Below are 24,742 nucleotides of genomic sequence, written 5' to 3' on the forward strand. Positions count from 1 at the left end.
GCCTGTGCGGCAGTGAACCGTTCTGCCATTAATTGATAGCAACTTAACGCTTTCTAAGCTGCCTGTGCGGCAGTGAACGGAACGTTGCTGCGCCTACGTACACGTAGAACTTTCTAAGCTGCCTGTGCGGCAGTGAACGAGGTTGCAAACGGTGCCGGACGAGTACAACATTTCTAAGCTGCCTGTGCGGCAGTGAACGCCACTTTAGCGATACGCGATACAGCTCGAGCTTTCTAAGCTGCCTGTGCGGCAGTGAACGCGAGGGTGATGTTGTTCTTGATGCCTTTGGTTTTCTAAGCTGCCTGTGCGGCAGTGAACTACTGAGTATGCATATTCAATTAATGATGAATTTTCTAAGCTGCCTGTGCGGCAGTGAACGTGACGGGATTGTAAGCGAGCCACAGCACAATTTTCTAAGCTGCCTGTGCGGCAGTGAACAGCTTGAAGATAGAGCGCTTTATAGCAAAGAATTTCTAAGCTGCCTGTGCGGCAGTGAACCAGCTTGTTAGGAATTTGCGTAATGATGTTGCTTTCTAAGCTGCCTGTGCGGCAGTGAACGATGCCTTAACTGAGCTTTGGCAACACTCACCTTTCTAAGCTGCCTGTGCGGCAGTGAACTATAGAATATCAGCATAAAAATAAGTTACAACAGGCCGTTAGGGTAAATATGCTAATTTTACCTTATAAAAAATGACCTATTGTAACTTGCTGTTTTTATATCATATTTTTAAAGAGCAAAAATAAAGGGTTAAAACCAAGGTATCGTGGCGGTGTTACTTAGACCATAAGTGTTAAACGTACCGCTATTTGGTTCGTCTTTAATCTCACTAAACGCAAAAAATTTACGATGTACCTGCTCCGTCGAACTACTAAACAAATCTAGATAAGGATTATCAAAGCCTTGGCTTAACATTTTCACCTTGTATCGTTTTTCCCCCTCTTTGTCGATACTACCTCTAGCAATCAAGCGCCTTAGTTTTGCTTTACTTAAATTACTTCTCTTTTCAAAAATAACACGATACTGGGTATTTTCAGGGACAGGTAAAATATCACTTTGTTGACAATAGCCACTTAATGGCCCTAACCAGTTTAAACCTTGAAAGTCATTTAGCAAACTTGCTTCACCGTGAATACGAAATACCCTACCGAGTTTTAAATGCGCTTTTGGGAAACTAATACCTATTTGATTTGTTTTTAATTGTACAAGCGCTTTATGAAACTTGGTAAACACTTTACTGCTAAGTTCTGCTTCTCGCATTTCAGCATCAGGTTTTAGTTGTAGTTCAATATAAGAATTCATGCATCCTCCTAAACTCGAATATTTGAAACATAGGCAAGGCCTTTTTTACCTAAGTAAAAACTCGATATACCTGCATTCTCAATTAGCGTCTTAATTTCAAGACCTTTATCACGATCTACATCAATAACGATTTCGAGCTGGCCACTGGCTTTAGTCATCATGGAAGTGACCTCCCCTTGCCCTTTTATTTTCTCCTTTTTAATAAAAGGATTACCCCAAATAGTTTTTTTTGGCCCCGTTGTATAACGATCCATGAAGTCTTTCTTAGTAAAGCCCCGTTTTGAAATACCACTAATTCCACCCGCTTTAGTTTTTGCAGAAGCCATATCATATTTTCCTTCTAAACGCGCTAATTGTAAGTACAGCGCTGAACAATAAAGACTAACAGTCATGACTTGTCCTTTTTTAGTAAAATATTCGATGTCAGGAAAAACCGTTCTAAGTAAATCAACAGCCTTTGCAACTTCACCTTCATTTTCCTGTGGTTTCTCTTTATTTAAAAGCTCTAAGCGACTCATAATACTAAGCGGATCAAGTTGTATATTTTCTTCAATTTCTAAATCATCAACTATAAAGTTGCATAGTGTTGAAAGATCTAAACCTAGTACACTCCAAAATAATGACGAATAATCTGACGTAAAAACTGGATCTGTCACTTTAATCATCCCTGTGAATGAGTTTTGATCTGTACTGCCATTCATGTTGCGGATAAATGTCATTTCATTAGTCAATTGTGGTTTATCCGTAAAAGTCACCTTACTTTCTAGATCTTCAAAATAGTAAGTATCTTCGTACATTTTGCTGCGTGCCTGATAGAGCTTACGCTGATCTCCAATTAATCGATTTAATAGCCCCATTACAGTATCTAATGTATTTTCACAAACTATAAAATTACCCTCTTTTTTAAGGTTGGTCATAGAGCCTAAAAACTCTCTGCCTCTTTTAGGCAGAGGCTCATTATTGGAGCCACCTAAAAATGAGTTACGCCAACATGAATCATAATCAATCATTATTTTCATATTACCACCTACTTCGCGTAGAAATATTGGGCGTACTGCGATTGTGGTTCAGCAACAATTTCAGACTCATCACGCTTAATACGCATCATTTTATGGCTATCGTTATAGTCAACAGTAATTTCATCAACATACATATAACCCTTAGCTTGGCGAATACTTAAGTCAGTAATGCGTGACAAAGTGTGCTCAATAATTGCCTGAACTGCATGATCATTTAGCAAAATGCCACACTCACCTTCTTCGAAAATAGTGCCTTTGCGAACGTAGTTATTGTGGAAAGTCGCGACTGGATTTAATGATGGGTTTAATTCTTGGATAAAGTTTTGCACAGTTGCTGCAATTTTTTCGCCTTGACCTTCTTTTATAATCATACTGGCACGATCAAACTTTTTATCTAACGAAATAAATTGCAATTGTTCGATGCTGATAGAACCATAAGAAATATACTCTGTATCACCAAATGTCGTTTTAGAGAAAAATGATGAGTTGTCACGCTCACCTGCCTGACCAAACTGCTCAAAGTTGCCGTTGCCCAATTGATCTACAAAATCTTCTATAAGTAAAGGACTTGTCCTTTTACATTGACTTGAAGGGACAACATAACCACGAATAAGTCCTGTAATTGAAGCTAGAACTTTCTCTAAATTTTTATCTGCAGCAAAATGTAAGTCAAATGCTTGATCCTTAAAAAGGTGATGACGAATACAGTTTTGACTTATGTATAACGGTGTTTTTTTAAAATCAATATCGGTTGCCTCTTTTTTGTATTTGTAGCCCGTTTCATCCTTTATCTTTCCTGTTAAGTTTGTATAACCTCTAAGCTTTGGAAGAGTATGGTTGTCAACAGTCTTACCACTATCACCCGTTAATGTTGTTGGCCCATTCCAATTCACAACACCATGACCTATTGCTTTAATTTTGAAATCAACACTTTTAATTCCAGTTACTTTTTCCATGATTTATTCCTCATCTTCTGTTGTTTGATTAATTTGTTTAATTGACATTGCGCCTATAGGTTGTTTATCACATACAGCATAATAAACTGCATGTGGATGGCGCGCGCTTTCACCGCCCACTGCTAGCAAATCGTTGGTGGTATAACTTAAATAAATGGGTAACTCTGGGTCGCGAGCGTCATTAAGTAACGCATTATCATTATATGGCTTGATGCCACCCATAATGTTGTGGTGCTTTTTGAACATGTGCGAAAGCAAGTCTTTATCGCTTTGCTCAAAGCCTCGAATCGCATTGGTTGAATAGGTTAAATTATCAACATCAGTTTCATCATCGAGTGGTATTGTGTATGCATATTGTTCGAGGTATTGCTGTTCTGGTTGACTCAAATCAACAACGGCCATTTGCACAAAACGATTATCTCCACGCAGTGAGCCTTTGCTAATTTTACTGCGTTTCTTTTCTTTGCTCTTTTTAGGTGGAACAATAATGGGGTCAATAATCTTCGCTTTGATTTTTGTAACACTTGCTTTGAGTGCTGCTACTAAATCACTTTCGATATATTGTTTGGTAACCTCAAAACGGTGAAAATTTTTATAAAGTGCATAAATTTCAGGTAACTTGAACGCCTTACCATCTAATGAATTAGATAAATATTGATACCATTCACGCACAGATTTAAGTACATGTAACTTTGATAAGAAACGTGATGCTGGGCTATTACCTTTTGAGGCTGCAATGGATTCTGGCACTGCTAAGGTATAAATATTAACATCTTCGTTTTCACCAAATCGATCTAGTCGCCCTAACCGTTGTAGACAATCTTCAGCATTGGTTATTTCTGCGACCATGTAATCACAGCTGATATTTAATGACGCCTGAACAATAGGGCCGCTTCGTAGCACTTCAAATTTACGTGTACCACCACGTTTATATGATTCAAAAACTTCCTCGAACCATTTTTGCTTATCGCTTTTAATAAATTTAGAGTGTAACAATACTGCATTTTCATTATGCTGGTTATTGATAAAACCATTTTGTGCAGTGAGTGCCATATTGCTAATAACAAAGGTGCAGTCACTTTGCGGGGTAAATAATGGGTTGCTGTCATCAAGCTTGGTATCGTCAAATATTTTAAAATCGAGTTGGTACTGGCTTTGATTAAACGATGGCATTTCTATGATGTCATCGGGGTGAATACCAAGTAACTCTTCAACAAATACATAATGAGGAGTAGCAGACACTAATAAAGTATTAGCTTGCTGTTCTTTAATTTTTTTAGCCGTGATCAACTCTGCAAAAAGCAAGTTAAACGCGGGCATATTTACGTATTCATGGAACTCATCAAAAACAACGTGGTTATTTAAAAAATCGATGAGTGTATTAGCATTTGTGTGGCTAATTACGGAACCCAAAATTTGGTCTATCGTGGTAATCACAATATCACCAGAGAAGTTTTCACCTTCAGGGATCGGATTATCCCATTGGTTTTGAAATTTAAACTCACCTGTGTTTATTTCGATCGTACTATTAGGTAGATATTGTTCTGAGGTTAATTCATAAAACAAGCCTTGGCAGACTTGTACTCGTGGGCAGACCCAAATAATACGTTTTGCGCCTTGTAGCTTTGCCCACTCCAACGCTATTTTAGTCTTACCACAACCTGCAGCACCCGCTAATACTGCAACATTCTCAGCACTGGTTAACTGCTTCGCAATATAACTTTGCTTAATACTGCGCTTACTATTAGGATAAAACGCACTTAGACAAGTTTCAATATTTGAGGTAAGAGTAGAATCGACCTCTAGTAGCTCACTCACCTTTTCATCAAGGGTATGCTGTAATATAGCTTCGTGTAACTCTGCCGCACTCAAGGCTGAAATAATTCTGTCGGCAGTGATAACACATGTCCTTACAATATTATTTAACGCGTTTATTTTTACGTTACTACGATTTGCTGAAATAGTCTCTTCTAGTTCATACTCTTTGTAACTAGGCGTATAAAAAGAGCTTGAAATGGTAAACTCCTGCTCTGCAACTGCTTCATTATTGAAAGCTTTTCCCAAAGCTGAGATTGCTGCTGAGCGATACTTTTTGTCTATCCCCATGACTTGGCTTAATAAGGCTTGTGCTTGGCCTAAAATATCGTGCAGTAAAACACCTTTTTGATTAGCTATTAGCTTTTTTCCAATATCTTTATAAGTTGTAAAACTATCTTTATCTTTACGGTATGGCTTAGCATGATGCCAATAGATAGCATGTTTTATGGATTCTTTATTACTTAGGTTAATTGTTTTTAATTCAACACTGTCTAGAAGATGGTAAAGCAATAAAGACACTTCATTATGCCTAGGGTGCTTTTCAAAACTAAATTTAGCGTCATCGATATGCTGTCCATCTTCAGGCACATAGTTCTTCTTTTTAGGATTAGTAACCCATTCTTGAAATTTAGGATCTATTTTCCCTAAGTCATGAAGGCAACCTGCTATGAAATTCACAGCTGTAAATTGTGTGCTCTCAGGAAATAACTTTTTATGTAATTGCTCTGCAAAATATCCAACTGCAAACAAGTGTTCTGATAAGGGCTGCAATTTTGTATTGGCATAAAGCACACCTGTTTTTGGTTTATCGGTAATGACATCCATAATAACCTCTTTTGCTGTTGTATTAACAGGCACTACGCCCTGCTCATTAAATTTTGATTTTGACCCCACCACCCACAAAAACTGGCTACGTGAACGACTTCTGATCCAGTGGCAGCTTACGGCGGTGCTTTTGCTGGCGGTTTTGCGGAGCATTTTTTTAACGGTTAATAGGCCGTCTTCGGTGATCAGGGTTTGCCAGGTGTTGTCGCCTATGCGGTTGGCAAAGGCATCGAGTACGCGGCGGGTTTTCTTTAAGGCATTTTTTTCGCATTGCGATATAAAAGTGACCATCATGGCATTATGCCTTCTGCACTTTGACGCGCTAAAGCACGACCTACAATAAGGTTAAGCATGTTCATCAACTCCCAACTCATCTGCCAGAGCGATGCTTTTTACCGTATCGAACATAAAATCGAGTGCTTTATGATCGGTAAAGGCTTGTAGTATTTGTTGGCGAAATTCTTGCTCGGTGGCGTTTTCTTTGGCGCAAATAAATGCCCAAGGTAGTACTAATGCGTCTTTTATTAAGTCGGCAATGTCAAACACTAAAGCCCCGCGTCTGGTTTTTCCGTGCATAACGGCAAAACCATGAGGTATGCCTAACACCCACAAACAACTCGCGGCAAGACCATAAGCTAAGTAGTTGCCATGATTTAAAAAGTCATTGGCTAAGTCGGTACTTTGATGTTGTCGGGTAAAGTTTTCAGTATTCGTGCTATTTGCAGCAAATTTATAAAGTGCTTTAGTTAGTTGTGCTTCAGTGAGTAGTAAGTCGGATTGTTTTCTTGCGGCATCTGTTCGGGTATGGAATGTATCTAACGCGTTTTGTATCCGCTCGTTATTAAAGTCAAACCCTTCGTTTTTTAAGTCTCGATCTTTTTGCCACACTTTTTGTAAAAAGTTGATACGCGCTTGCTGAAACGTTTTTGCCGCTGCTAAACGCTTTTCATCATCAAACCAAAATTGCATCCAACCTTGTAAATATTCGGTAGGTCTGTATTCACTTTGTGGTGTCATCCATTCAATTTCACATCCCATATAAAGTGGCGTTGCTCCTCCGCCACTAAACCCAACTAATACACCTGCTTGGGCTAACATTCGCATAGCGGCTTGGGTTATTGATGTGCCATTCCCTAATAGAATAACGGTAGTATTGGCGATAGGAATATTAAAATAAAGATTCTCTTTACTACTTTCAGTCAAGTAAAGCACGCGGCCATCTTTTTGCATTACCCGGCAATATTCCAAATAATAAATATTCGCTCGCTTTGAATGTAAAATTGCCTTTAAATCTGATGGGCTAAAGTTTTCCATGCCAATTCCTATTTTTTGAGTTTACTCACTTTAAGGCTGCTTAAACATTTCAACAACACTGTACATTTATCACCTGCTGATCTTTTACGCATGTTTTAAATCACCATGCCATATAGGGTTTTAGTGCCTCTAAACATTCTGGGCTGAGTATAATTTGCTGGGCTTCGGGTTTGGCTTGGTAGCTGTCTAGGTGTAATTGCTTTAACAAGTAGAGTAATAATGCGGCGCGTACGTTTATTGTACGTTGGTAACGGCCATTTGGCTGCTTGCTCATTTGGTGATCAAGCGCAATAATGTGGGCTCGCTCTGGGGTTAAACGTGGATCAGGTTCAATAACAACGTCTAATTGTGTTTGCCATAATGTGTCGTGACTTTGGTCATATTCGGCATTACCTTCAAATTCATATTCGCCATTAAAACGGGTCAGTACAAAGTCTCTGAAGTCGCGATTTTTCTCGCAATAGGCGCGTACATGCCAGCGCATACCATCAAACACTAGATTATGCGGGCTTATTATGCGTGATTCAAAATCAGTGCTCGATACCGATGCGTAACCTACATCCACTCTTAATTGGCTATTAAGTGCTTGTAATACACCCCGTACTTTTTTAGGGGCAATATCAGCAAGTGGTGAATTGAGCCAAGTGAACTGCTGCAAACTGACCGTATCTTCACTTTGCTTAGCGATTTTTAAGTATGCACTTAGGTCTAACTCATTTAAGCAAGGGTTAAAATATTCAGTCGCTTGATAACCTTTAAGCGAACTATTGTAGCGTAAGAAATCGGGGTGAAACCTAACGTAATCTTGAATGATGTTAGAAGCACTTGAACGACTAATAGCAAAATGTTTTTGCAAGTGGTTGGTCGTTAACCGCCCTTCCCAATGTACGATTAGTTCAATAAAGTGAAAACGACGTTGGCAAATATAATCAAATTGTGGGGTCATGCATTCCCTGCACTATTATTTTTATTGTTGTTAACATAAGTTATCAGAAAAACTATTGTTTACAAGCAGAATTCCTTTTCTGCGTGAATGGTTTGTTTTAGATCAAAAATTAAACATACTTTCGAGCGCGGCTTGAAAAGATGCTGGCATATGGCGTTTGTCTAAAATCCGATCGTTTAGCTCTTCTTTGAGTAATTTTACGGTTGTGCAATAGCCTAAGCGCTCTGCAATTTCATCACATTCATTATTTAAAGCTGCTATATGATTTGCAAAGTTTTCTTTGATCTGTGCTTTACTACGGCCGTTAAACTTGCGCCATACCAGTGTATGTTCATCGTTGCCTTGTTTTTGCCTGCGATGAAGCGCATTTAACTCAGCTATTTTATTTTGCAGTAACGGTACTAGGTTTGCTTTGGTTTCTTCGTCAAAGTCTACATCGTCGTCAAAATGCGTTATATAAAGCTGCAATAAGGTAAAGCCGTCTTTTGCTTTGCGTGCTTCGCCGAGTTGTTGCATTAACTGGTGTTTTTCAGCTTTTTTTGCTGGATCTGGCTCTTTATCGGGGTGCAATTTTGACGCTAAACGTTTATACATTTTGTTTAATTGCGAACTCTTAAAGAGTTTTTCTAATTTTGAGTTTGTCTTTTGTTGTTTAATTTCATCACGATCAAAATGTTCATATTGGTCAAAAAAGTCATCCCAATCTTCATCATCGCTATACGCATCGCCGGCATTAAACGCTTCATCAGTGCTGTTCGGCTCATGCTCTGCGTTATCACCCAAGCCTTGTTCATCTAAGTGTTGATAAAGCAGTTTAGGATCAAGCGTAATTTCCTTTAATTGTTCATCGGTTAATTCTAAACCAGGAAAATCTTGCTGTAGCATGGCCCTGAACATATTCAACTCAGATGCGGGAATCTCGTTTACCGCGGCTTGGTTGTGCTTATCCAGCTGTGAGCGAAATGTATGTGATATTGCAGCCATATCTAAGTCACCTGTAAACGGGTGATTTGATAGATAATCTAAATCTGCATTTATCCAATCCACCAATTCACTTCGCTGCTCAACAGTTAAGCTCTTACGTGGAATAAATTGACTTAAATGAATAACTTGCTGTGCAATCATCTGTGCTTGATACTGCTCATGCGGCTCTACTTGTTCTTTGAACTGAGTAAATAAACCTTGCTTTTTAGTATCAAAATTAGCGTTGCGCTTAGTGTGTTTTTCTATGCGTTGCCATAATAGTTCTAACTCAGAGCTTGGCTTTGCTGTGGTTGATTGTTTTACATTTTGTAAAAAAGTAGTGTTTGCTTTCATAGCGGCTCATTTATGCAAATATATACTGACATACTAACATTTTATCCTGGCACTAAAAAAGACGCCTTGACTGATTGTGCTCACAGCTGCGCGGGCGTTTCTGCTATTCCTTGTATATCGGCTTGTAAAATAAATACAGCGCCGCTGTAGGGATATTGTGTTAGTACCTCAGGTTCAAGACCAATGCGGGCGGAGGTAACGGCGATGGTTGTTAGATCATCGCCAAAAAAAGTGAGGCTGGTGATCCTAGGTGCGGGGAGTCGATAAAAATGCACAAGAGTGCCATTTTCACAAAAACGATAAAGGCCATGACCATTCCATGACGCGACCCATAAGTGATTGTCGTTATCGACTGTCATGCCATCGGGAAAACCCATTGTCTGGTCAAATTTTACGAATACGCGTTTGTTGCTAAGCTCACCTTGGGCATTTAAATCAAATTGATAAATAGTCTGAGTTGAGGATTCTGTTGAATAAAGTGTGCGACCATCTTTACTAATTGCAGGGCCATTACTGATCACATAATTGCTATCAACTTTTTGCAAGCTTTTACCATTGCCAAGTCGATACAATGAACCCAAGTTTTGTTGCTCAAGCTTATCCATAGTGCCAAAAAACAAATTGCCGTTGCGATCAGTTTTGGCGTCATTTAAACGATTGCCTTCGGGCTCATTTAGTTGGCAATACAGCGATGTTCTTTGCAGGGTGTTGCTGTCGAGGTAGTAAATGGCATTTTCAAACCCAGCGATAAGCTGTTGATCGTGGCTTTCCATCAGCCAACAGATAGACTCAGGCATTTGCACAGTGTGTAATATTTGCTGTGTGCAATCAAAGCGATACAGAACTTTGCTTAAAATATCAACCCAAAACAAGCAGTTAAAAGTACGACTGAAATAAGGGCCTTCGCCAAGTAAGCATTGGCAAGGGATGATCATTTTTATTGCGCTAATTGCCATAAACACCTAATTTAAAGCTAACCTAATTTAAAACCATATTGGAGGCTAACATATTAACGGTGAATAAAAATAAGCGCTAGGCCTGAAAAACTCGCGACCAAGATAATTAATCTGCGAGTGGCTTTTTCGTTGATGCTATTATTAACAAAGTACGACGCTCCCCAACCAATTAATATTGCAGGTAAGCATTTTAAAAATAACACAATATCCTTCATATCAGCGGAGCCTGTTACTAATAAAGCAATAATGCCAAATAGATTGATAAACACGAAAAAGATACTCAGGTTTGCTTTAATTTTGTCTTTATTTTGTGCTTGATAAAGCAGTCCCATCGGCGCGCCGCCCGCTGAGGTAGTAGTGCCAATAAAGCCTGATGCAATAGACGCAACAAGGTTTGATAGCATCGTTAATTTAGGTGACCAACCCGTTAAAGACAGGCCTACAGCAAGTAATAAACAACTACCTAATAACAACCGATATTGCTCAGAGTCCACATACACCATAACAGCAGCTGCGCTAAGCACGCCTATTGCCCCACCAAAAATAGAATAGCCGGTTTGTTTGATATCGATCGCGCCACGGTGTTTCACGGTTAATAGTGCGGTGATCAACAGGGCATTGAGGATCATCGGTGCGGGCACGAGTTCTGGCATCAACCAGTATAGAATCGGCACGCACAGTAAGCCTAGTCCAAAGCCAATCACGCACTGTAAACATGCTCCTATGATCAATATAAAATAAACGAGTACAATATCGGGCAACGCATTTCTACCTTTTAAGCTGGTTTTGACTAATATACAGCCAATAGTATTCTAATATTATAATATCATTAGTGTTAGGTAAATTTTTTTATTCCTGTTAGGTCCAACCGGCGTCAATAACGAGCGATTGTGCGGTCATCATTTTACTGTCATCGGCAGCTAAAAATAATGCCGCATTGACAATATCATCAGCTTGTAATGTTTCATTGATACATTGATTATGCCTAACATTTTCAATCATTTCTGGTGTTAACCAATGCGTAATTTGCCGTTCAGTCATCACCCAGCCAGGTACTAAGGTGTTAATACGAATATTATCTTTACCATATGTTGCAGCTAATGAGCGTGTTAACCCTTCAATGCCCGCTTTTGCCGTGGTGTAAGCAGGCATGCCAGTTTGCTTAATACGCCAACTCACTGAGCCCATGTTTATGATGCTACCACCGCCAATGCGCTGCATTTGCGGGGCAACTGCTTGCGCTGAAAAAAAACAAGGACGTAAATTAACCGCTAATTTATCGTCCCAGTATTCAACACTCATACTATCAGCAACATGACGCGTATCGTCAGCAGCATTGTTGATCAACACACTGATCTCACCTTGTGTTTTACCGGTCGTTTCAATGGCTGCTTTTAATTGCTCAATGTCACGAAGATCACAGTAAATATACTGTGGATCAAAGCGATATTGCCCAGCTAATTGCTGGCATAATTGCTCACCTTGCTGTTTGGCAATATCAATAAAAGTCACTTTCGCATGCTGCTCGCAAAAGCGTTTTACCATGACTTCACCAATGCCCGTTGCACCGCCGGTAATAAAAACACTTTTACCAGCGAGACTTGGATAACGTGTTGTGTGTGATGTTGAGACTGGCATGATTTCCTTAAGTATTAAGATAATTCATTAACAAAACATGGTTATTTCGCTGCGTTTTGTGACTCTTTTTCAGCAATTTCTTTTTCAATGAATGACATAGCTTCATCAATCATGTACGTCATCATATTTTTAGCACGCTCAGGCTCACCATTTAAAATTGCTTGGTACACTTTAAAGTGTTCATCCGCAATGGCTTTTTTACTGCCCTTGGCCGGTGTAGTATGTTGAATACTGACATTTAATGCGGTACGAATAAAATCACGTAACTGGAAGAAAAAGCGATTACCACTGGCAAATAATATAGCAGTATGAAAAGACAAATCAGCTTCGTGAATTTCGCCATCAGGTGCATCAGCAGCAGCTTGCATATTTTCAAGCGCAACGGCAATTTCGGCAATCGCCGCTTGGTCACCGCGTCTTGCTGCAAGTGCCGCCGCTTGTGGCTCAATGGCTAAACGTACTTGCAAAAATTCTTTTAATACATACAGTGATGGGCTGCTTTCAAGTAACCATTTTAAAACACTTGTATCATATAAATTCCATGTATTTGCAGGCTCCACACGAATGCCTTGACGTGGTCGTGATGATATAAGTCCCTTTGCTGCAAGCATTTTTACAGCTTCACGAATAGCAGTACGACTAATGCCATACTCTTCACATAATTTTGCTTCAGTAGGTAAACCTGATTCCGCTGTGTAATGGCCATTAATAATGGCTTTACCTAGCTCATTGGTTACCTGTTGTGACAAATTTAAATTTTCAATGCGTGCCATAAACAAACAGTTCCTTTAAAAATACTTATTGTATGATACTACTATAATTTTCCTGCGTCATCTTACAAATCACTTACCAAGATTAATGTAGGGTCATTTTCGTTCATAAAGTTCTTTAACTTATAACAACACTATTTTTAACAAATATCTTTCATTTAACTTATTTGTATTATAATATTTTTATTACACACAAATTTACCGAAGTCGATTTCGGGCTTAAATGGAATCAAAGATGATCGAATTAAGTACACTAGACTGGCTGGTGCTGGCAGGATTTTTTGTCTTGTTGTTAGCCGTTGTCGTCGTCTCAATGAGGCAAAAAGAAGAAGATACTACAGATTATTTTTTAGCGGGTCGTAATGCTAGTTGGTTAGTGATTGGGGCGTCAATATTTGCCTCCAACATTGGCTCTGAGCATTTAGTTGGTTTATCCGGCGCGGGTGCACAATCAGGTATGGCGTTAGCGCACTGGGAAATGCAATCGTGGATAATATTATTACTTGGTTGGGTTTTCGTACCATTTTATTGGAGTAGTAAAGTTTATACCATGCCGGAGTTTTTAGAGCGCCGCTTTAACTCCAAATCGCGTACTTTCTTGTCGGTTATTTCCCTGATCAGTTATGTACTCACTAAGGTCGCGGTTACCGTTTATGCTGGGGGGATTGCCTTTAAAACAATCCTAGGTATCGAGAGCATTTGGGGCATTGATTTTTTCTGGATCTCCGCCATTGCCTTAGTGGTGATCACGGGTATCTATACCGTACTTGGTGGCATGAAAGCGATAATGTGGACATCAGTATTACAAACGCCAGTGCTGATCATCGGCTCTGTGGTTATCTTAGTCGTTGGTTTAGATAAAGTCGGTGGCTGGTCAGAAGTTGAGCGTTTAAATGATGTAAATATGCATTTAATTCGCAGCGCCTCTGATACAGAGTTTCCATGGCCGGGTATCATTTTTGGTTCATTTATTATTGGTTTTTGGTACTGGTGTACTGACCAATATATTGTACAACGAGTACTGTCAGCGAAAGGCATTAAAGAAGCGCGTCGCGGTACTATGTTTGCAGGTTACTTAAAGTTACTGCCTATTTTTATCTTTTTAGTACCAGGGATGATCGCTTACGCATTAAAAGCAAAAGGCATTATTAGCTATGACAGCGCCGATCAGGCATTCCCAACATTAGTTGCCGAGCTGCTCCCTTCTGGCGTTAAAGGCATTGTAATTGGTGGTCTTGTTGCCGCATTAATGAGCTCGTTAGCCTCGTTATTTAATTCGTCAGCCACCTTATTTACTATCGATTTTTATAAGAAGTTTAAACCTGAATCAAGCGAAAAGCACTTGTTAAAAGTGGGCCGCTTAGCAACCGTCGCCATTGTTATTTTAGGTTTATTGTGGATACCTATTATGAGCTTGATTGCAGACGTACTGTATGAATACCTGCAAAGCGTGCAATCACTGATTGCCCCTGGTATTGCTGCCGTATTCTTACTAGGTTTATGCAGTAAACGTATCACCCCTGCTGCTGGTTTTGCTGGCTTAGTGTCTGGCTTTGTACTGGGTATGATCCGCTTAGTGTTACTGCCATTTAAAGATAGTTTAGCTGGTTCGCCATTGGCATGGATCACCGATATGAACTGGTTGTACTACTGTATTTTACTGTTTGTAGTGGTTGTGGTGCTGATGATAGTAGTGAGTATTTTCACTAAACCTGCCAGTGATGAACAGCTCAAAGGCTTAACTTTCTCAAGCCTTGATAAAGCAACATTAAAAGAAGTCGCTGCTGGCTTAGATAAATGGGATTACATTCATACCGCTGGGATCATTGGTATCACTGCGTTTATTTACTACCGTTTCTGGTAAAAATTAATTGTTCCCACGTTTATGGGGGGTGCTATCACCCCCCTTTTTTTGCACACAGATAAAGACACTCATTAATCAGGCTATTTAGCTTCCTCTTGTATTGTTAGCCTCGATGCCGATTGATGAATAATCAAATAAGAGGTAATGATGAACACACTGCTTAAAATTGCATCTATAAGTTCTCTGATATTACTCAGTAGTTGCTCAACTAAAACACCCCAAACCAGCGTACATGCTCGCTATGTACCAGAGCGTATGGACGACTTTGCGTTTGAAAATGACAAGGTTGCCTTTCGTGTTTATGGCCCAGCTTTAACAGACTCCGCTGAAAACAATGGTACGGACTGTTGGTTAAAACGGGTTGATTACCCGATTGTTGATAAGTGGTATAAAGGCCATGAGCAAGGTATTTCGTATCATGAAGATCATGGCGAAGGGTATGACCCATATCACGTAGGTACTTCCCTTGGTTGTGGCTCAATAGCGCTTTGGGATACTGAGGCAAAAACCACAGATAAACTTATTCAGCCAAATGTCTACACGGACTATACAATAATAGAAAAGTCCGCCGATAAAGTGGTTTTTGAATTAACTTATCATTACAGCACTAAGAATATTGATGAGATCAAACGCATCACCCTTGAAAAAGGCAATCAGTTTTATAAAGCCCAAAGCCAATTTAGCCAAAATGGCCAACCGATTCAGTTAGACGTTGCGGTGGGAGTTACCACTCATGATGGCAAAGCTGTTGCAAAAGTTAATTCAGAAGGCGACACCATCACAACCTGGGAGGCCATTGATGATAGTCAAGTAGGCACTGCTGTCGCATTACCAAAATTCACCCATACCCAGTATATATTGCAACAAACTGAGCAAAAAGATAGAAGCCATGCATTACTTATTGCACAAACCGATAAGCAAGGTCAAATCACCTATTATGTAGGCTCTGCGTGGTCAAAAGCTGGTAATATAACCAGTTTTCCAGCATGGCAAACGTATGCTGATAACTACTTAGCAAAGGCTGACACTGCAAAAATAACTGCTGATTCAGTAAAATCACTAACAAAAAAAGTGGCGGATTGGCAGATAGATCATCATGAGCAGCAAGGTAATTACCGTGCAATTCCACGTAATCCACCTGATTGGATGAACCGTGAGCGCTATCACGATTTAGAATGGCACCATGGGGCACTTTATACGGGTATGAATGAATGGCGTAAAATCGCTGATGATCCTAAATATACCAATTGGTTAAAAGCCATTGGTGAGCGTAATGAGTGGACTTTACATCAGCGCCCATACCATGCGGACGACCACACTGTTGGCCAATTTTATTTATCATTTTATGAAGACTTTCACCAACCAGAAATGCTTGAACCGACGCGTAAGCAATTTGATTGGATTTTGGCTAATCCAAAAACCGGCACCCTTGATTGGTTAGCAGAAAGCACCCATGCTCATGACCGCTGGGGCTGGTGTGACGCGTTATTTATGGCACCACCGGTATGGGCACGGTTAGCAAAAATTACCGGTGAAGAAAAGTATTTAGACTTTATTCACCAAGAGTATAAAGTAACATACGACTTATTATGGAGTGAAAAAGATCACCTGTTTTGGCGTGATTCAAGCTACTTTACGCAAAACGAGCAAAACGGCCAAGATGTATTTTGGGCACGTGGCAATGGTTGGGTATTTGGTGGTCTTGCATTAATGATCCCAGATTTGCCGGTCACTTGGGAGCAACGTGATTTCTACATTGACCTTTATCAAAAAATGGCCGCACGCTTAATCGAAATTCAACGCGATGATGGCACGTGGTCAATGGGATTATTAGGCGGAACAGAAGGTTACCCAATAAAAGAAACCAGCGGTACGTCATTTTATACGTATGGTATTGCATGGGGTATCAACCAAGGTTACTTAGATAAAGTCACTTACCGTCCAGCGTTAATGAAAGCATGGCGCGCCCTGCAAAAATCCGTAACCGATGAAGGCATGCTTGGCTTTGTACAACCTGTGGGGGCAGCGCCTGGGGATTCATTCCCTGATTACACTGAAGTTTACGGTGTTGGCGCATTTTTAGCCGCAGGCACAGAAGTATATAAATTATTAGAAAGTGAAGAAGCTAAAAAAAACTCGCAAATAACCCCGTAAAAACCTTAATGCATAACGCGGGCTGGTGTTGGTTCCAAGACCCCCGCGCTATTATCCAAGACGGAAAACTTGTTATTGGCAGTGTTGCCGGTAACGGGATTGGCGATGCCGCTGTTGGTGTATATGACCTCGACAATCAGCAACTTTTAGGGCGCACCACGTTAAAAGCTGATTTTGATCATGACGATCATAACTCACCGGTTTTTTATACCCGCCCAGATGGCAGTCTATTAACTGTGTATGCCCGCCATAATAGTGAAAAAGTGCATTATTACCGTATTTCAACGTCATCCGATTTTTTAAATTGGGGTGAAGAGAAAACCATACAAAGCCCCGCCAATGTGACTTACATGAACTTGTATGACCTTTCAGGTGAAAAAACACTGTATAACCTTTATCGTGGTATTGATTGGAACCCGACTTATGTAACGTCTAAAGATGATGGTGCCACGTGGAGCAATGAGCACGTTCATTTAATTCAAAATGAAGTGCCGGGTGTGCAACGACCGTATGCTCGCTATGCCGGAAATGGCAAAGACACCATTGGCTTATCGTTTACCGACGCCCACCCGCGTGATTTTGGTAACAGCATTTATTACGCTGAGTTTCGTGATGGTAATTTTTATAACGTTGATGGCAGCTTTATTAAAAACTTAAAAAAAGACGGCCCACTTAAACCATCTCAAGCGCAAAAGCTGTTTCAAGGTGGCGGCGGTGATTTTCGTGGCCATGACTTAAGTGTCGAAAAAAGTGCATGGACCAGCTCTGTCTCATTTGATGATAAAGGCTATCCACATATCGCTTACACGTATTACCTAAGTAACCAAGATCAGCGTTATCGCTTAGCGTCATGGGATGGCAATAAATGGCACGACCGTGAAGTAGCTTTCGCTGGGAGCCGTTTATACGACCGTGAAGCAAGTTATACAGGCCTTATAACTGTTGATCCGAGTGATCCAACTCATCTCGTTATTTCAAGCAATGTTAATCCGACTACTGGTAACTCGCTAGCTATGCCACATCAAATATTTAGCGCACACGTTGCGCTGGATGATGATACACAAAGTATCCAGTGGCAGCAGTTAACACATGATAAAAATAATGAAAATTTACGCCCTATGATTGTCAATTCCGACAAGCATAAAGTCATTATGTGGTTGCAAGGACAATATAATAGTTGGACAGACTATTATTTAGATGCAGTGGGGATTATTGTTGAGTAATAGCCTCTTAACTTATTGATTTAAAAGGGAGCTAAGGCTCCCATTTTTAATTGTGTTAGTCTGCTTTATTAGGTGATAAAACCGGAAAGCCATTTTCATCCCACTTTATAATACGCGCTCGCGCATGGCGGTTTGGATCTGTTAATGGTGTACCCTGTAGCTCTTTATAATCACGGCTGTGGTAAATCAATAAATCGGTGACGCCATCCTCTGCTTTTACAAAGCTACTGTGACCAGGGCCAAAACGCCCTGCTGCTTCATTGCTGGCAAAAATCGGCTGCTGCTTTTTATGCCAGCTTGCAGGGTCGAGTAAATCGGCATCAGCATCGGCCCATAATAAACCCATCGCATAACGATGATCGGTCGCACTGGCAGAATACGTAAGTAGCACTTTTCCTGCACGGATCATTACCGCAGCGCCTTCGTTGACCTTATAGCCTTGTACTTCCCAATCTAGAGTCGGCTCTGTTATAGCAACAATCGGCTGTTTAATCGAAGTGGGTGAATCCATTTCGGCAATCCACAATGCAGAGTTATAGGTTGCAGGCTGATTTTGCTGTGCCCAGACTAAGTAACGTTTGCCTTGATGGCTAAATGTTGTGGCATCCAATGAAAAGCTATCGAGATGAGTTTTTAACTGCCCCATTTCTTGCCAATTACCTTGCATTGGATTTTCACTGTCATTTTTAAGTACATACATGCGAATACTAAACGGCTTTTCAATATCACCCGCCGCAAAATGAATATACCAACTGCCATCGACTTTATGCAGCTCTGGCGCCCAAATATTGGTACTCATCGGGCCTGTGGCATTTTTTTGCCAAATCACTTTTGGCTCAGCTAGTTTCAAATCATTAAGTCGACACGCTTGGCGTAGCTCTATTTCGTCAAACTTAGGAGAGGTGCCAATAAAGGTATAACAACCCGTTTTTTCATCGCGTACTAGCCAAGGATCGGCACGTTGCAATACAATTGGATTGTCGATTGGTGCTACACTGGTGCTGCTGTTAGCATCTGCATAACTAAAGATTGGCATGGCAAGTAACATACTCATAATGGCTAATAGAGCGCATTTTTTTAGCATAATTTTTATCCTGTTATTTGTCTTGTTTTCATTGTTAATATTGTATTACATATATTATAGTAGCTGAAAAAGTGTAATGATTAAAATAAAAAAGGTAAGCAACTATGAAACACGCAAAAAAACTCACTCAAGCTTGTAAATTGCTCGGTGCAAGTACATTACTTTGCTTAGCAAGTAACGCCATGGCTAAACAGGTTGAAGTACACGACCCAGTTATGACCAAAGAAGGTGACACTTATTATGTCTTTAGCACGGGTATGGGCATCACTTATTACGGATCCAAAGACCTGAAAAATTGGCAGCTTACTGGTCGTGTATTTAAAGATGAGCCAAGCTGGGCAAAACGCATTGCCAGTGACTTTGGTGGTCACCTTTGGGCGCCCGATATCTATCAAAAAGATGGCAAGTTTTATCTGTATTATTCTGTTTCTGCGTTTGGCAAAAATACCTCTGCAATTGGTGTTACCGTAAACGAAACCCTAGACCCTAAATCACCAGATTATAAATGGATAGATCACGGTATAGTTATTCAGTCTGTGCCTGAGCGCGATGATTGGAATGCGATTGACCCTGCAATTGTTGAAGATGACAATGGCACGCCATGGATGAGTTTTGGTTCGTTCTGGGGCGGTCTTAAGTTAGTTAAACTTGATGATGACATGGTACGACTTGCCCAGCCGCAAGAATGGCATAGCATTTCAGCACGCCCTAACACCGAACACGGCCCTGTAGAAGCGCCGTATATCTTTAAAAAGAATGGTTATTACTATTTATTTGTGTCGTTTGATAAATGCTGCCAAGGGTTAGACAGTACTTACAATGTTCGTGTAGGACGCAGTAAGAATGTGGAAGGCCCATACTTTGATAAAGAAGGTCGCGACTTAAATAATGGCGGTGGTTCACTGGTGATCGAAGGGAATAAAGACTGGGTAGCACTTGGCCATAATGCCGCTTATACCTTTGACGGTAAAGATTACTTAGTACTGCATGCTTATGAGTCAGCAGATAATGGCTTACAAAAGCTGCGCATTTTACCTATGACATGGGACGATAACTGGCCTGTGGTTGATAGCAACGATCTAAATAAGCGCACCACTAAGCTGATTGAAAAGTAACCTCACAGTGTTAGTAACTAAACTAAAAAACCTGCATTTTTTGCAGGTTTTTTGTTTTGATATATTACATTCTTAACACAAAAATTACTACTCTAGCACCGCTATTACTCGCTAAAATCAATAAGTTTAATATCCATAAAAATCAGCTGTTCGCTACTGGTCGCTAAAGACTCATTAAGTGCCACACTGTAAATATCGTAGGCAAGATGAGGTAGAATTAATAACTCATAACGGCTGCCCTTTGGCATCAGCATTAACGCCTCTTGCAAACCTTCGATCGCTTCTGCTATCTCATACTCGGCCAATTGCTCGATTTGTCGCGTGTCATAAAGTACATGACCTGTTGCTGTCATTACGCGCTGCTGCACCTTAACGGTTGCATCCCATGAGGGAGTTTCGCCACTGCCGGGTTCAATTATGCGATACATTAAGCCAGAACTTGTTACATGCACACCCGGCTGTGTTATGTATTGCTCTGCGAGCGGGTAACGCCGCGTACTTACTTTAGAGTGCGTACCCTCACAATGGTGTAAATTCATACTCACCCTGCTAATTGTTATTGATCAGACGAATGCCGTAAATACCGCCAGCAATAGATCCTTGCGCTGCGCTAAAACGCAATGTCAATGACGCTGCTTGTTGCATCGCATCGGTTAACGGGTAATCAATGCTGTAAAACTCTTCATCAGTTTGTTTAGCCGGTAAGCTGACTTGTGCTAGCGTCTCGCCGTTAATGGTAATGGTAAACTTGCGACCCACATCCGCATTAAAGTAACGAATACGCAGTGCCACAGCTTGCTGTGCTGGGTTAGCTAATTGGTATTCAAACCAACCCGTTGCATCACGCCAATGATGGCCATTATTAACCCCGGCGCGGGTATTTTCACCTTTAAAGTCATGCTCGACTTCAGGCTGTTGCTCACCCGGTGTAATTTGGTCAACAGTCAATAGTCGTAACTGCTCTTTTGCTTGCTCTGCTGCTTTTGAATCTTTCACAAATTGCGTAAACTCAGCTTCACTTTGCTGCGGCCAATAAACTTGGTAGCGACTATCATGCAACCTAAAGAACGGAATGAGCTGGGTGGTTTGCGTACTCCCTATGCCCTGCTGAGCAATTGCGACATTTTTATCTGTGGTAAATGCCAGCTCTGCACTTGGTGTGCGCTTCAAATCAGCAAGGAATTGTGCTGGTTCACTGAGCATGATAGGCAGTGCTTCAGGTGGACAGGTAGGCCCTGCGGCAATATGACCCATGCGACTGTTATCTGCTACAAAGTTTAACTGCTCGTTTTTAAATGCCTGTACTTTGGTGGCCATCACTACCGGGCCATACAGCACAGCGTAATAATCTTGGCCATCAGGCAATTGCTCTGTGGATAATGTTGGCGCTAAGGTAAAAGTTAACTTATCGCCATCCTGCCAGTTATGTTTGACTGTGTAATAACCCTGCGCTGCAGTGGCGTTTATAGCGTTGCCATTGAGCTGAAATTGTAATTCATCGTTAACCCAACTTGGTTTACGAATATGCAACTGCGCGGTTGCATTGTAGTTTTTATCTAATGTGTTAATAACCAGCGTAATATTATTAGCATCAGGAAAATGGCTTTGCTGGGTTACTTTTAACCCTTGCTGATGCCAATTAAGCGTACTGGGGATAAATAAGTTTACCCATAAGTTATCATCATGTTTGCTGTAAATTAGCTCACCGTATTTACTGTGGTTTTCAATGCCAGAGCCGACACAACACCACATAGAATCTTGCACCGATGAATAGGTACGGTAGTGGCCTGGTCGCATTGAGGTAAAATAAACTAAACCACCATGCTCAGGGTGTTGCGACGATAAAATATGGTTATACGTTGCCCGCTCGTAGTAATCTAAATAACGGGTATCCGCGGTTTTGAGAAACAACAGTTTACTGAGTTTCATCATGTTGTAAGTGTTACAGGTTTCAGGGCCTTCAACGTCTTCAACCATCGGGGTAAAATCGTTTTTATCGTGAAAATGCTCACGCACACTGTTACCACCAATAGCCACTGAGCGCTCTTTAGTCACTGTTTGCCAAAAATAATCAGCGCCTTGTTGCCACGCCTCATCATCACTGGCATCCGCTACTTTTAACATACCAATAATTTTTGGAATTTGCGTATTCGCGTGTAAACCGGTCAGCTTGTCTTGTTTTTCTAAAAGGGGATCAATAATGCTGTTATGGGTAAATTGCTGCGCCAGTTTTAAATAACGTTTATCGCTACTTATCGTTGCCATATCGGCAAACACCGCATTTAAACCGCCATATTCTGAATACAGCATCTGTTGAATTTGCTGATCAGTTAACTTAGCGGTTAAGTTTAGAAACCATTCACCCAATGTCAATAACATGGTTTTTGCTTGCTCACTGCCTGCAATCAAATACGCATCACGCAAGCCGTGGAACGTTTTATCTATATTATAAAGTGGCACCCAACGATCATTTAAACTAAATAAATCGGCTTTAATATTACCATCATGAATTTCTTGCCACATTGCTTGGCCATCAGGAATACCGCCTAAATAGCCATTATTTGCTTGCTGGGCTCGTTGCAATTCATTCAGCATATACTGCAAACGGCGCTTTAATTCTTCATCGCCCGTGGCTGCCCAAGCAAGGCTTAGCGCTGATAAGTAATGCCCACCAATATGACCATCAAGGCCGGTGTTTTCCCAATTACCATAAGACGAAGCCTTGGGCTCGATACCTGCTTCTCGTAAGTAAGGAGCTAATAACTGATCAGGATGTAATGCTAACAAATAACGCACGTTAGTTTGTTGCGCGTGTAAAAAAGGACCTGCACTTAAACTTACTTGATTAAGTGCAAAGAGCTGTTGTTGGCTGCTTTTGTCAGTTTGTTCAGCATGTGTAACTTCACCCGCTGCATTTTGAGTTTGCTCGCTACACGCAGTTAACATCACTAAAATAGCAGAGGCACTTGCTAATTGACGCAAGCCTCCTTTGATTGCTACAAACATATCCAAAATCCTTATAATTATTTATTATTTTAATAGCGTTACTTAGGTAAGCTTTGCTTGCTTACCATCTCGGTATAGTACTGATCGGTAATTTTATATTTCTTCAAAATAAAACCGAGTAATGCGTGGAAAACCCCAGGGATAACCGTGAGCATTAAAGCCAGACCCATTAGCGTAAATTCAGATTGCTCAACATTTGGTTTGTATTCAAAAAACGCCAGTAATAGACCGCCCGCTAAACCCGCTAAACCACCACCGGCTTTTTGGCAAAATGAGATACCACCAAACGATAAACCAGACGCACGCACACCATCTTTAATTTCACCGTAATCAACCGCTTCAGCAATCGCAGACCAAAATACAGGCGCATGTAAATCAACCACAAAAGAAAGGATTATGTATAATACAAAAGCAAGGTACACATCCCCTGGTTGCACAGCAAAATACATCACGACAGAAATGAGTAACACAGCGATTTGTGACTGGCGGAATAGCTTCATTTTACAATAACGCTGGGTGATCCAGGTACTGGCGACCATTGACACAATTGATGCGGCAATACCGGCACTGGTAAAGGCCCCAGCTAAATCAGGTACCCCCAGATAATAAGTCGCATAATACATGGCGACACTACCGCGAATTGCATAACCTAACGTGCCAAGCACACAGGCTGCACACAATAATAACCACTGATCATTTTTCAGAAGTGCTTTAAATTGGGTTGCGATACTTTCGGTTTGCGGCTCGTGGGTAATTCGTTCGCGCGTGGTAAAAAAGCAAAATAAGAACAATGCGACGCCGCAAGTCGATACTAAAATCATTGCCAGTTTATAACCATGGGCAATATCACCACCGCCCCACATTGATGCCAATAAAGGCACAGAAAATACGATAATAACATTGGCTATTTTTGCAAAGAACATCCGATAACCATTAGCCGATAAACGCTCTTTTGGATCTGCGGTTAATACACCAATGTAGGAAATATAAGGAATAGCCACACCGGTAAACATCAAGGTGGCAAATAAATAAGTAAGGTAAGCCCATACCAACTTCATGTTGTAATCAAAATCAGGAGTGGTGAAGAGCAGAACAATCGAGATACCATAAGGCACTGATAAGAATAAGAACCAATGGCGGAACTGGCCCCAGCGAGTTTTTACTTTGTCGGTAATAACGCCCATAAGTGGGTCAGTAAACGCATCAACAAAACGCGCCACTAAAAATAGGATACCCATATCAACAGGGTCAAGACCATAAATGTCGGTGTAGAAAAACGACATAAAATAAAATAATGCAGCAACCATCACATTGACTGCCATATCACCGGCACCAAAACCGACTTTTTCTACAACTGATAACTTTTGATTTTCCATACAACTACCTGATTTTTAAAATACGTTGTACCTTAATACTTCATATTTAAAAGAATAAAGG

19 protein-coding genes and 1 CRISPR repeat array are annotated in these 24,742 nt (G+C 40.7%); of the genes, 4 read left to right on the forward strand and 15 right to left on the reverse strand.

The annotated features are described in order from the left end of the window. The first annotated feature begins 50 nt into the window (after positions 1-50). A CRISPR array of direct repeats spans positions 51-618; the repeat unit is 28 nt; unit sequence TTTCTAAGCTGCCTGTGCGGCAGTGAAC. A 130-nt stretch (positions 619-748) separates the two neighbouring features. The 11 genes from cas6f to ENH88_RS21120 all read right to left on the reverse strand — a co-directional run bounded on the left by cas6f (position 749) and on the right by ENH88_RS21120 (position 12,862). Then, positions 749-1,300, reverse strand: a complete 552-nt coding sequence (gene cas6f, locus ENH88_RS21070) for a type I-F CRISPR-associated endoribonuclease Cas6/Csy4 (protein ID WP_304185338.1) — start codon at positions 1,298-1,300, stop codon at positions 749-751. A gap of 8 nt (positions 1,301-1,308) precedes the next feature. After that, a complete protein-coding gene (cas5fv, locus tag ENH88_RS21075; RefSeq protein WP_304185340.1) occupies positions 1,309-2,319 on the reverse strand; it encodes a type I-Fv CRISPR-associated protein Cas5fv in 1,011 nt (336 codons plus the stop codon). A gap of 8 nt (positions 2,320-2,327) precedes the next feature. Beyond that, positions 2,328-3,275 (reverse strand): type I-Fv CRISPR-associated protein Cas7fv, encoded by a 948-nt coding sequence (cas7fv, locus tag ENH88_RS21080; protein ID WP_304185341.1) that lies wholly within the window; start codon positions 3,273-3,275, stop codon positions 2,328-2,330. A gap of 3 nt (positions 3,276-3,278) precedes the next feature. Further along, positions 3,279-6,212: a CRISPR-associated endonuclease Cas3'' gene (locus ENH88_RS21085; RefSeq protein ID WP_304185343.1), complete on the reverse strand. Its 2,934-nt coding sequence runs from the start codon at positions 6,210-6,212 to the stop codon at positions 3,279-3,281. Positions 6,213-6,263: 51 nt separating this feature from the next. Next, on the reverse strand, positions 6,264-7,232 hold the full coding sequence (gene cas1f, locus ENH88_RS21090; protein ID WP_304185345.1) for a type I-F CRISPR-associated endonuclease Cas1f: 969 nt from the start codon (positions 7,230-7,232) through the stop codon (positions 6,264-6,266). Between the two features lie 100 nt (positions 7,233-7,332). Continuing rightward, positions 7,333-8,178 (reverse strand): WYL domain-containing protein, encoded by an 846-nt coding sequence (locus tag ENH88_RS21095; RefSeq protein WP_304185347.1) that lies wholly within the window; start codon positions 8,176-8,178, stop codon positions 7,333-7,335. 102 nt (positions 8,179-8,280) lie between these two features. After that, the gene (locus tag ENH88_RS21100; protein WP_304185348.1) at positions 8,281-9,495 is read right to left on the reverse strand and encodes a J domain-containing protein; all 1,215 of its coding nucleotides are present in this window, start codon (positions 9,493-9,495) and stop codon (positions 8,281-8,283) included. 80 nt (positions 9,496-9,575) lie between these two features. After that, positions 9,576-10,451 carry an SMP-30/gluconolactonase/LRE family protein gene (locus ENH88_RS21105; RefSeq protein ID WP_304185349.1) on the reverse strand — a complete coding sequence of 292 codons (876 nt, stop codon included), beginning with the start codon at positions 10,449-10,451 and terminating at the stop codon, positions 9,576-9,578. A gap of 53 nt (positions 10,452-10,504) precedes the next feature. Further along, complete coding sequence (locus tag ENH88_RS21110) at positions 10,505-11,212, reverse strand: sulfite exporter TauE/SafE family protein (RefSeq protein WP_304185350.1); 708 nt, start codon at positions 11,210-11,212, stop codon at positions 10,505-10,507. Positions 11,213-11,309: 97 nt separating this feature from the next. Then, the gene (locus tag ENH88_RS21115) at positions 11,310-12,089 is read right to left on the reverse strand and encodes an SDR family NAD(P)-dependent oxidoreductase (RefSeq protein WP_304185351.1); all 780 of its coding nucleotides are present in this window, start codon (positions 12,087-12,089) and stop codon (positions 11,310-11,312) included. A 41-nt stretch (positions 12,090-12,130) separates the two neighbouring features. After that, on the reverse strand, positions 12,131-12,862 hold the full coding sequence (locus ENH88_RS21120) for a FadR/GntR family transcriptional regulator (protein ID WP_304185352.1): 732 nt from the start codon (positions 12,860-12,862) through the stop codon (positions 12,131-12,133). Positions 12,863-13,094: 232 nt separating this feature from the next. Here ENH88_RS21120 and ENH88_RS21125 point away from each other — a divergent pair, with 232 nt between their 5' ends. The 3 genes from ENH88_RS21125 (at position 13,095) to ENH88_RS21135 (ending at position 18,100) form a co-directional block, all read left to right on the forward strand. Further along, a complete protein-coding gene (locus ENH88_RS21125) occupies positions 13,095-14,723 on the forward strand; it encodes a sodium:solute symporter (protein ID WP_192541350.1) in 1,629 nt (542 codons plus the stop codon). Positions 14,724-14,867: 144 nt separating this feature from the next. Further along, the gene (locus tag ENH88_RS21130) at positions 14,868-16,877 is read left to right on the forward strand and encodes a glycoside hydrolase family 88 protein (RefSeq protein WP_304185353.1); all 2,010 of its coding nucleotides are present in this window, start codon (positions 14,868-14,870) and stop codon (positions 16,875-16,877) included. An 8-nt stretch (positions 16,878-16,885) separates the two neighbouring features. Next, the gene (locus tag ENH88_RS21135) at positions 16,886-18,100 is read left to right on the forward strand and encodes a BNR-4 repeat-containing protein (RefSeq protein ID WP_304185355.1); all 1,215 of its coding nucleotides are present in this window, start codon (positions 16,886-16,888) and stop codon (positions 18,098-18,100) included. A 55-nt stretch (positions 18,101-18,155) separates the two neighbouring features. Here ENH88_RS21135 and ENH88_RS21140 read toward each other — a convergent pair whose 3' ends face one another. Then, positions 18,156-19,184, reverse strand: coding sequence for a family 43 glycosylhydrolase (locus tag ENH88_RS21140; RefSeq protein WP_304185357.1), 1,029 nt, complete (start codon positions 19,182-19,184; stop codon positions 18,156-18,158). A gap of 104 nt (positions 19,185-19,288) precedes the next feature. Here ENH88_RS21140 and ENH88_RS21145 point away from each other — a divergent pair, with 104 nt between their 5' ends. Continuing rightward, complete coding sequence (locus ENH88_RS21145; protein ID WP_304185359.1) at positions 19,289-20,299, forward strand: arabinan endo-1,5-alpha-L-arabinosidase; 1,011 nt, start codon at positions 19,289-19,291, stop codon at positions 20,297-20,299. 104 nt (positions 20,300-20,403) lie between these two features. Here the strand turns inward: ENH88_RS21145 and ENH88_RS21150 are convergent, their stop codons facing one another. The 3 genes from ENH88_RS21150 to ENH88_RS21160 are packed head-to-tail and all read right to left on the reverse strand — an operon-like array spanning position 20,404 to position 24,681. Continuing rightward, entirely contained in the window at positions 20,404-20,838 is a 435-nt protein-coding gene (locus ENH88_RS21150; RefSeq protein WP_304185360.1) for an FKBP-type peptidyl-prolyl cis-trans isomerase, read from the reverse strand. 10 nt (positions 20,839-20,848) lie between these two features. After that, a complete protein-coding gene (locus tag ENH88_RS21155) occupies positions 20,849-23,305 on the reverse strand; it encodes a beta-L-arabinofuranosidase domain-containing protein (protein ID WP_304185362.1) in 2,457 nt (818 codons plus the stop codon). A gap of 38 nt (positions 23,306-23,343) precedes the next feature. After that, a complete protein-coding gene (locus ENH88_RS21160; protein WP_304185365.1) occupies positions 23,344-24,681 on the reverse strand; it encodes an MFS transporter in 1,338 nt (445 codons plus the stop codon). Positions 24,682-24,742 lie beyond the last annotated feature (61 nt).

Origin of the sequence: Pseudoalteromonas prydzensis (genome assembly GCF_011050055.1) — a bacterium.
GTDB lineage: Bacteria > Pseudomonadota > Gammaproteobacteria > Enterobacterales > Alteromonadaceae > Pseudoalteromonas > Pseudoalteromonas prydzensis_A.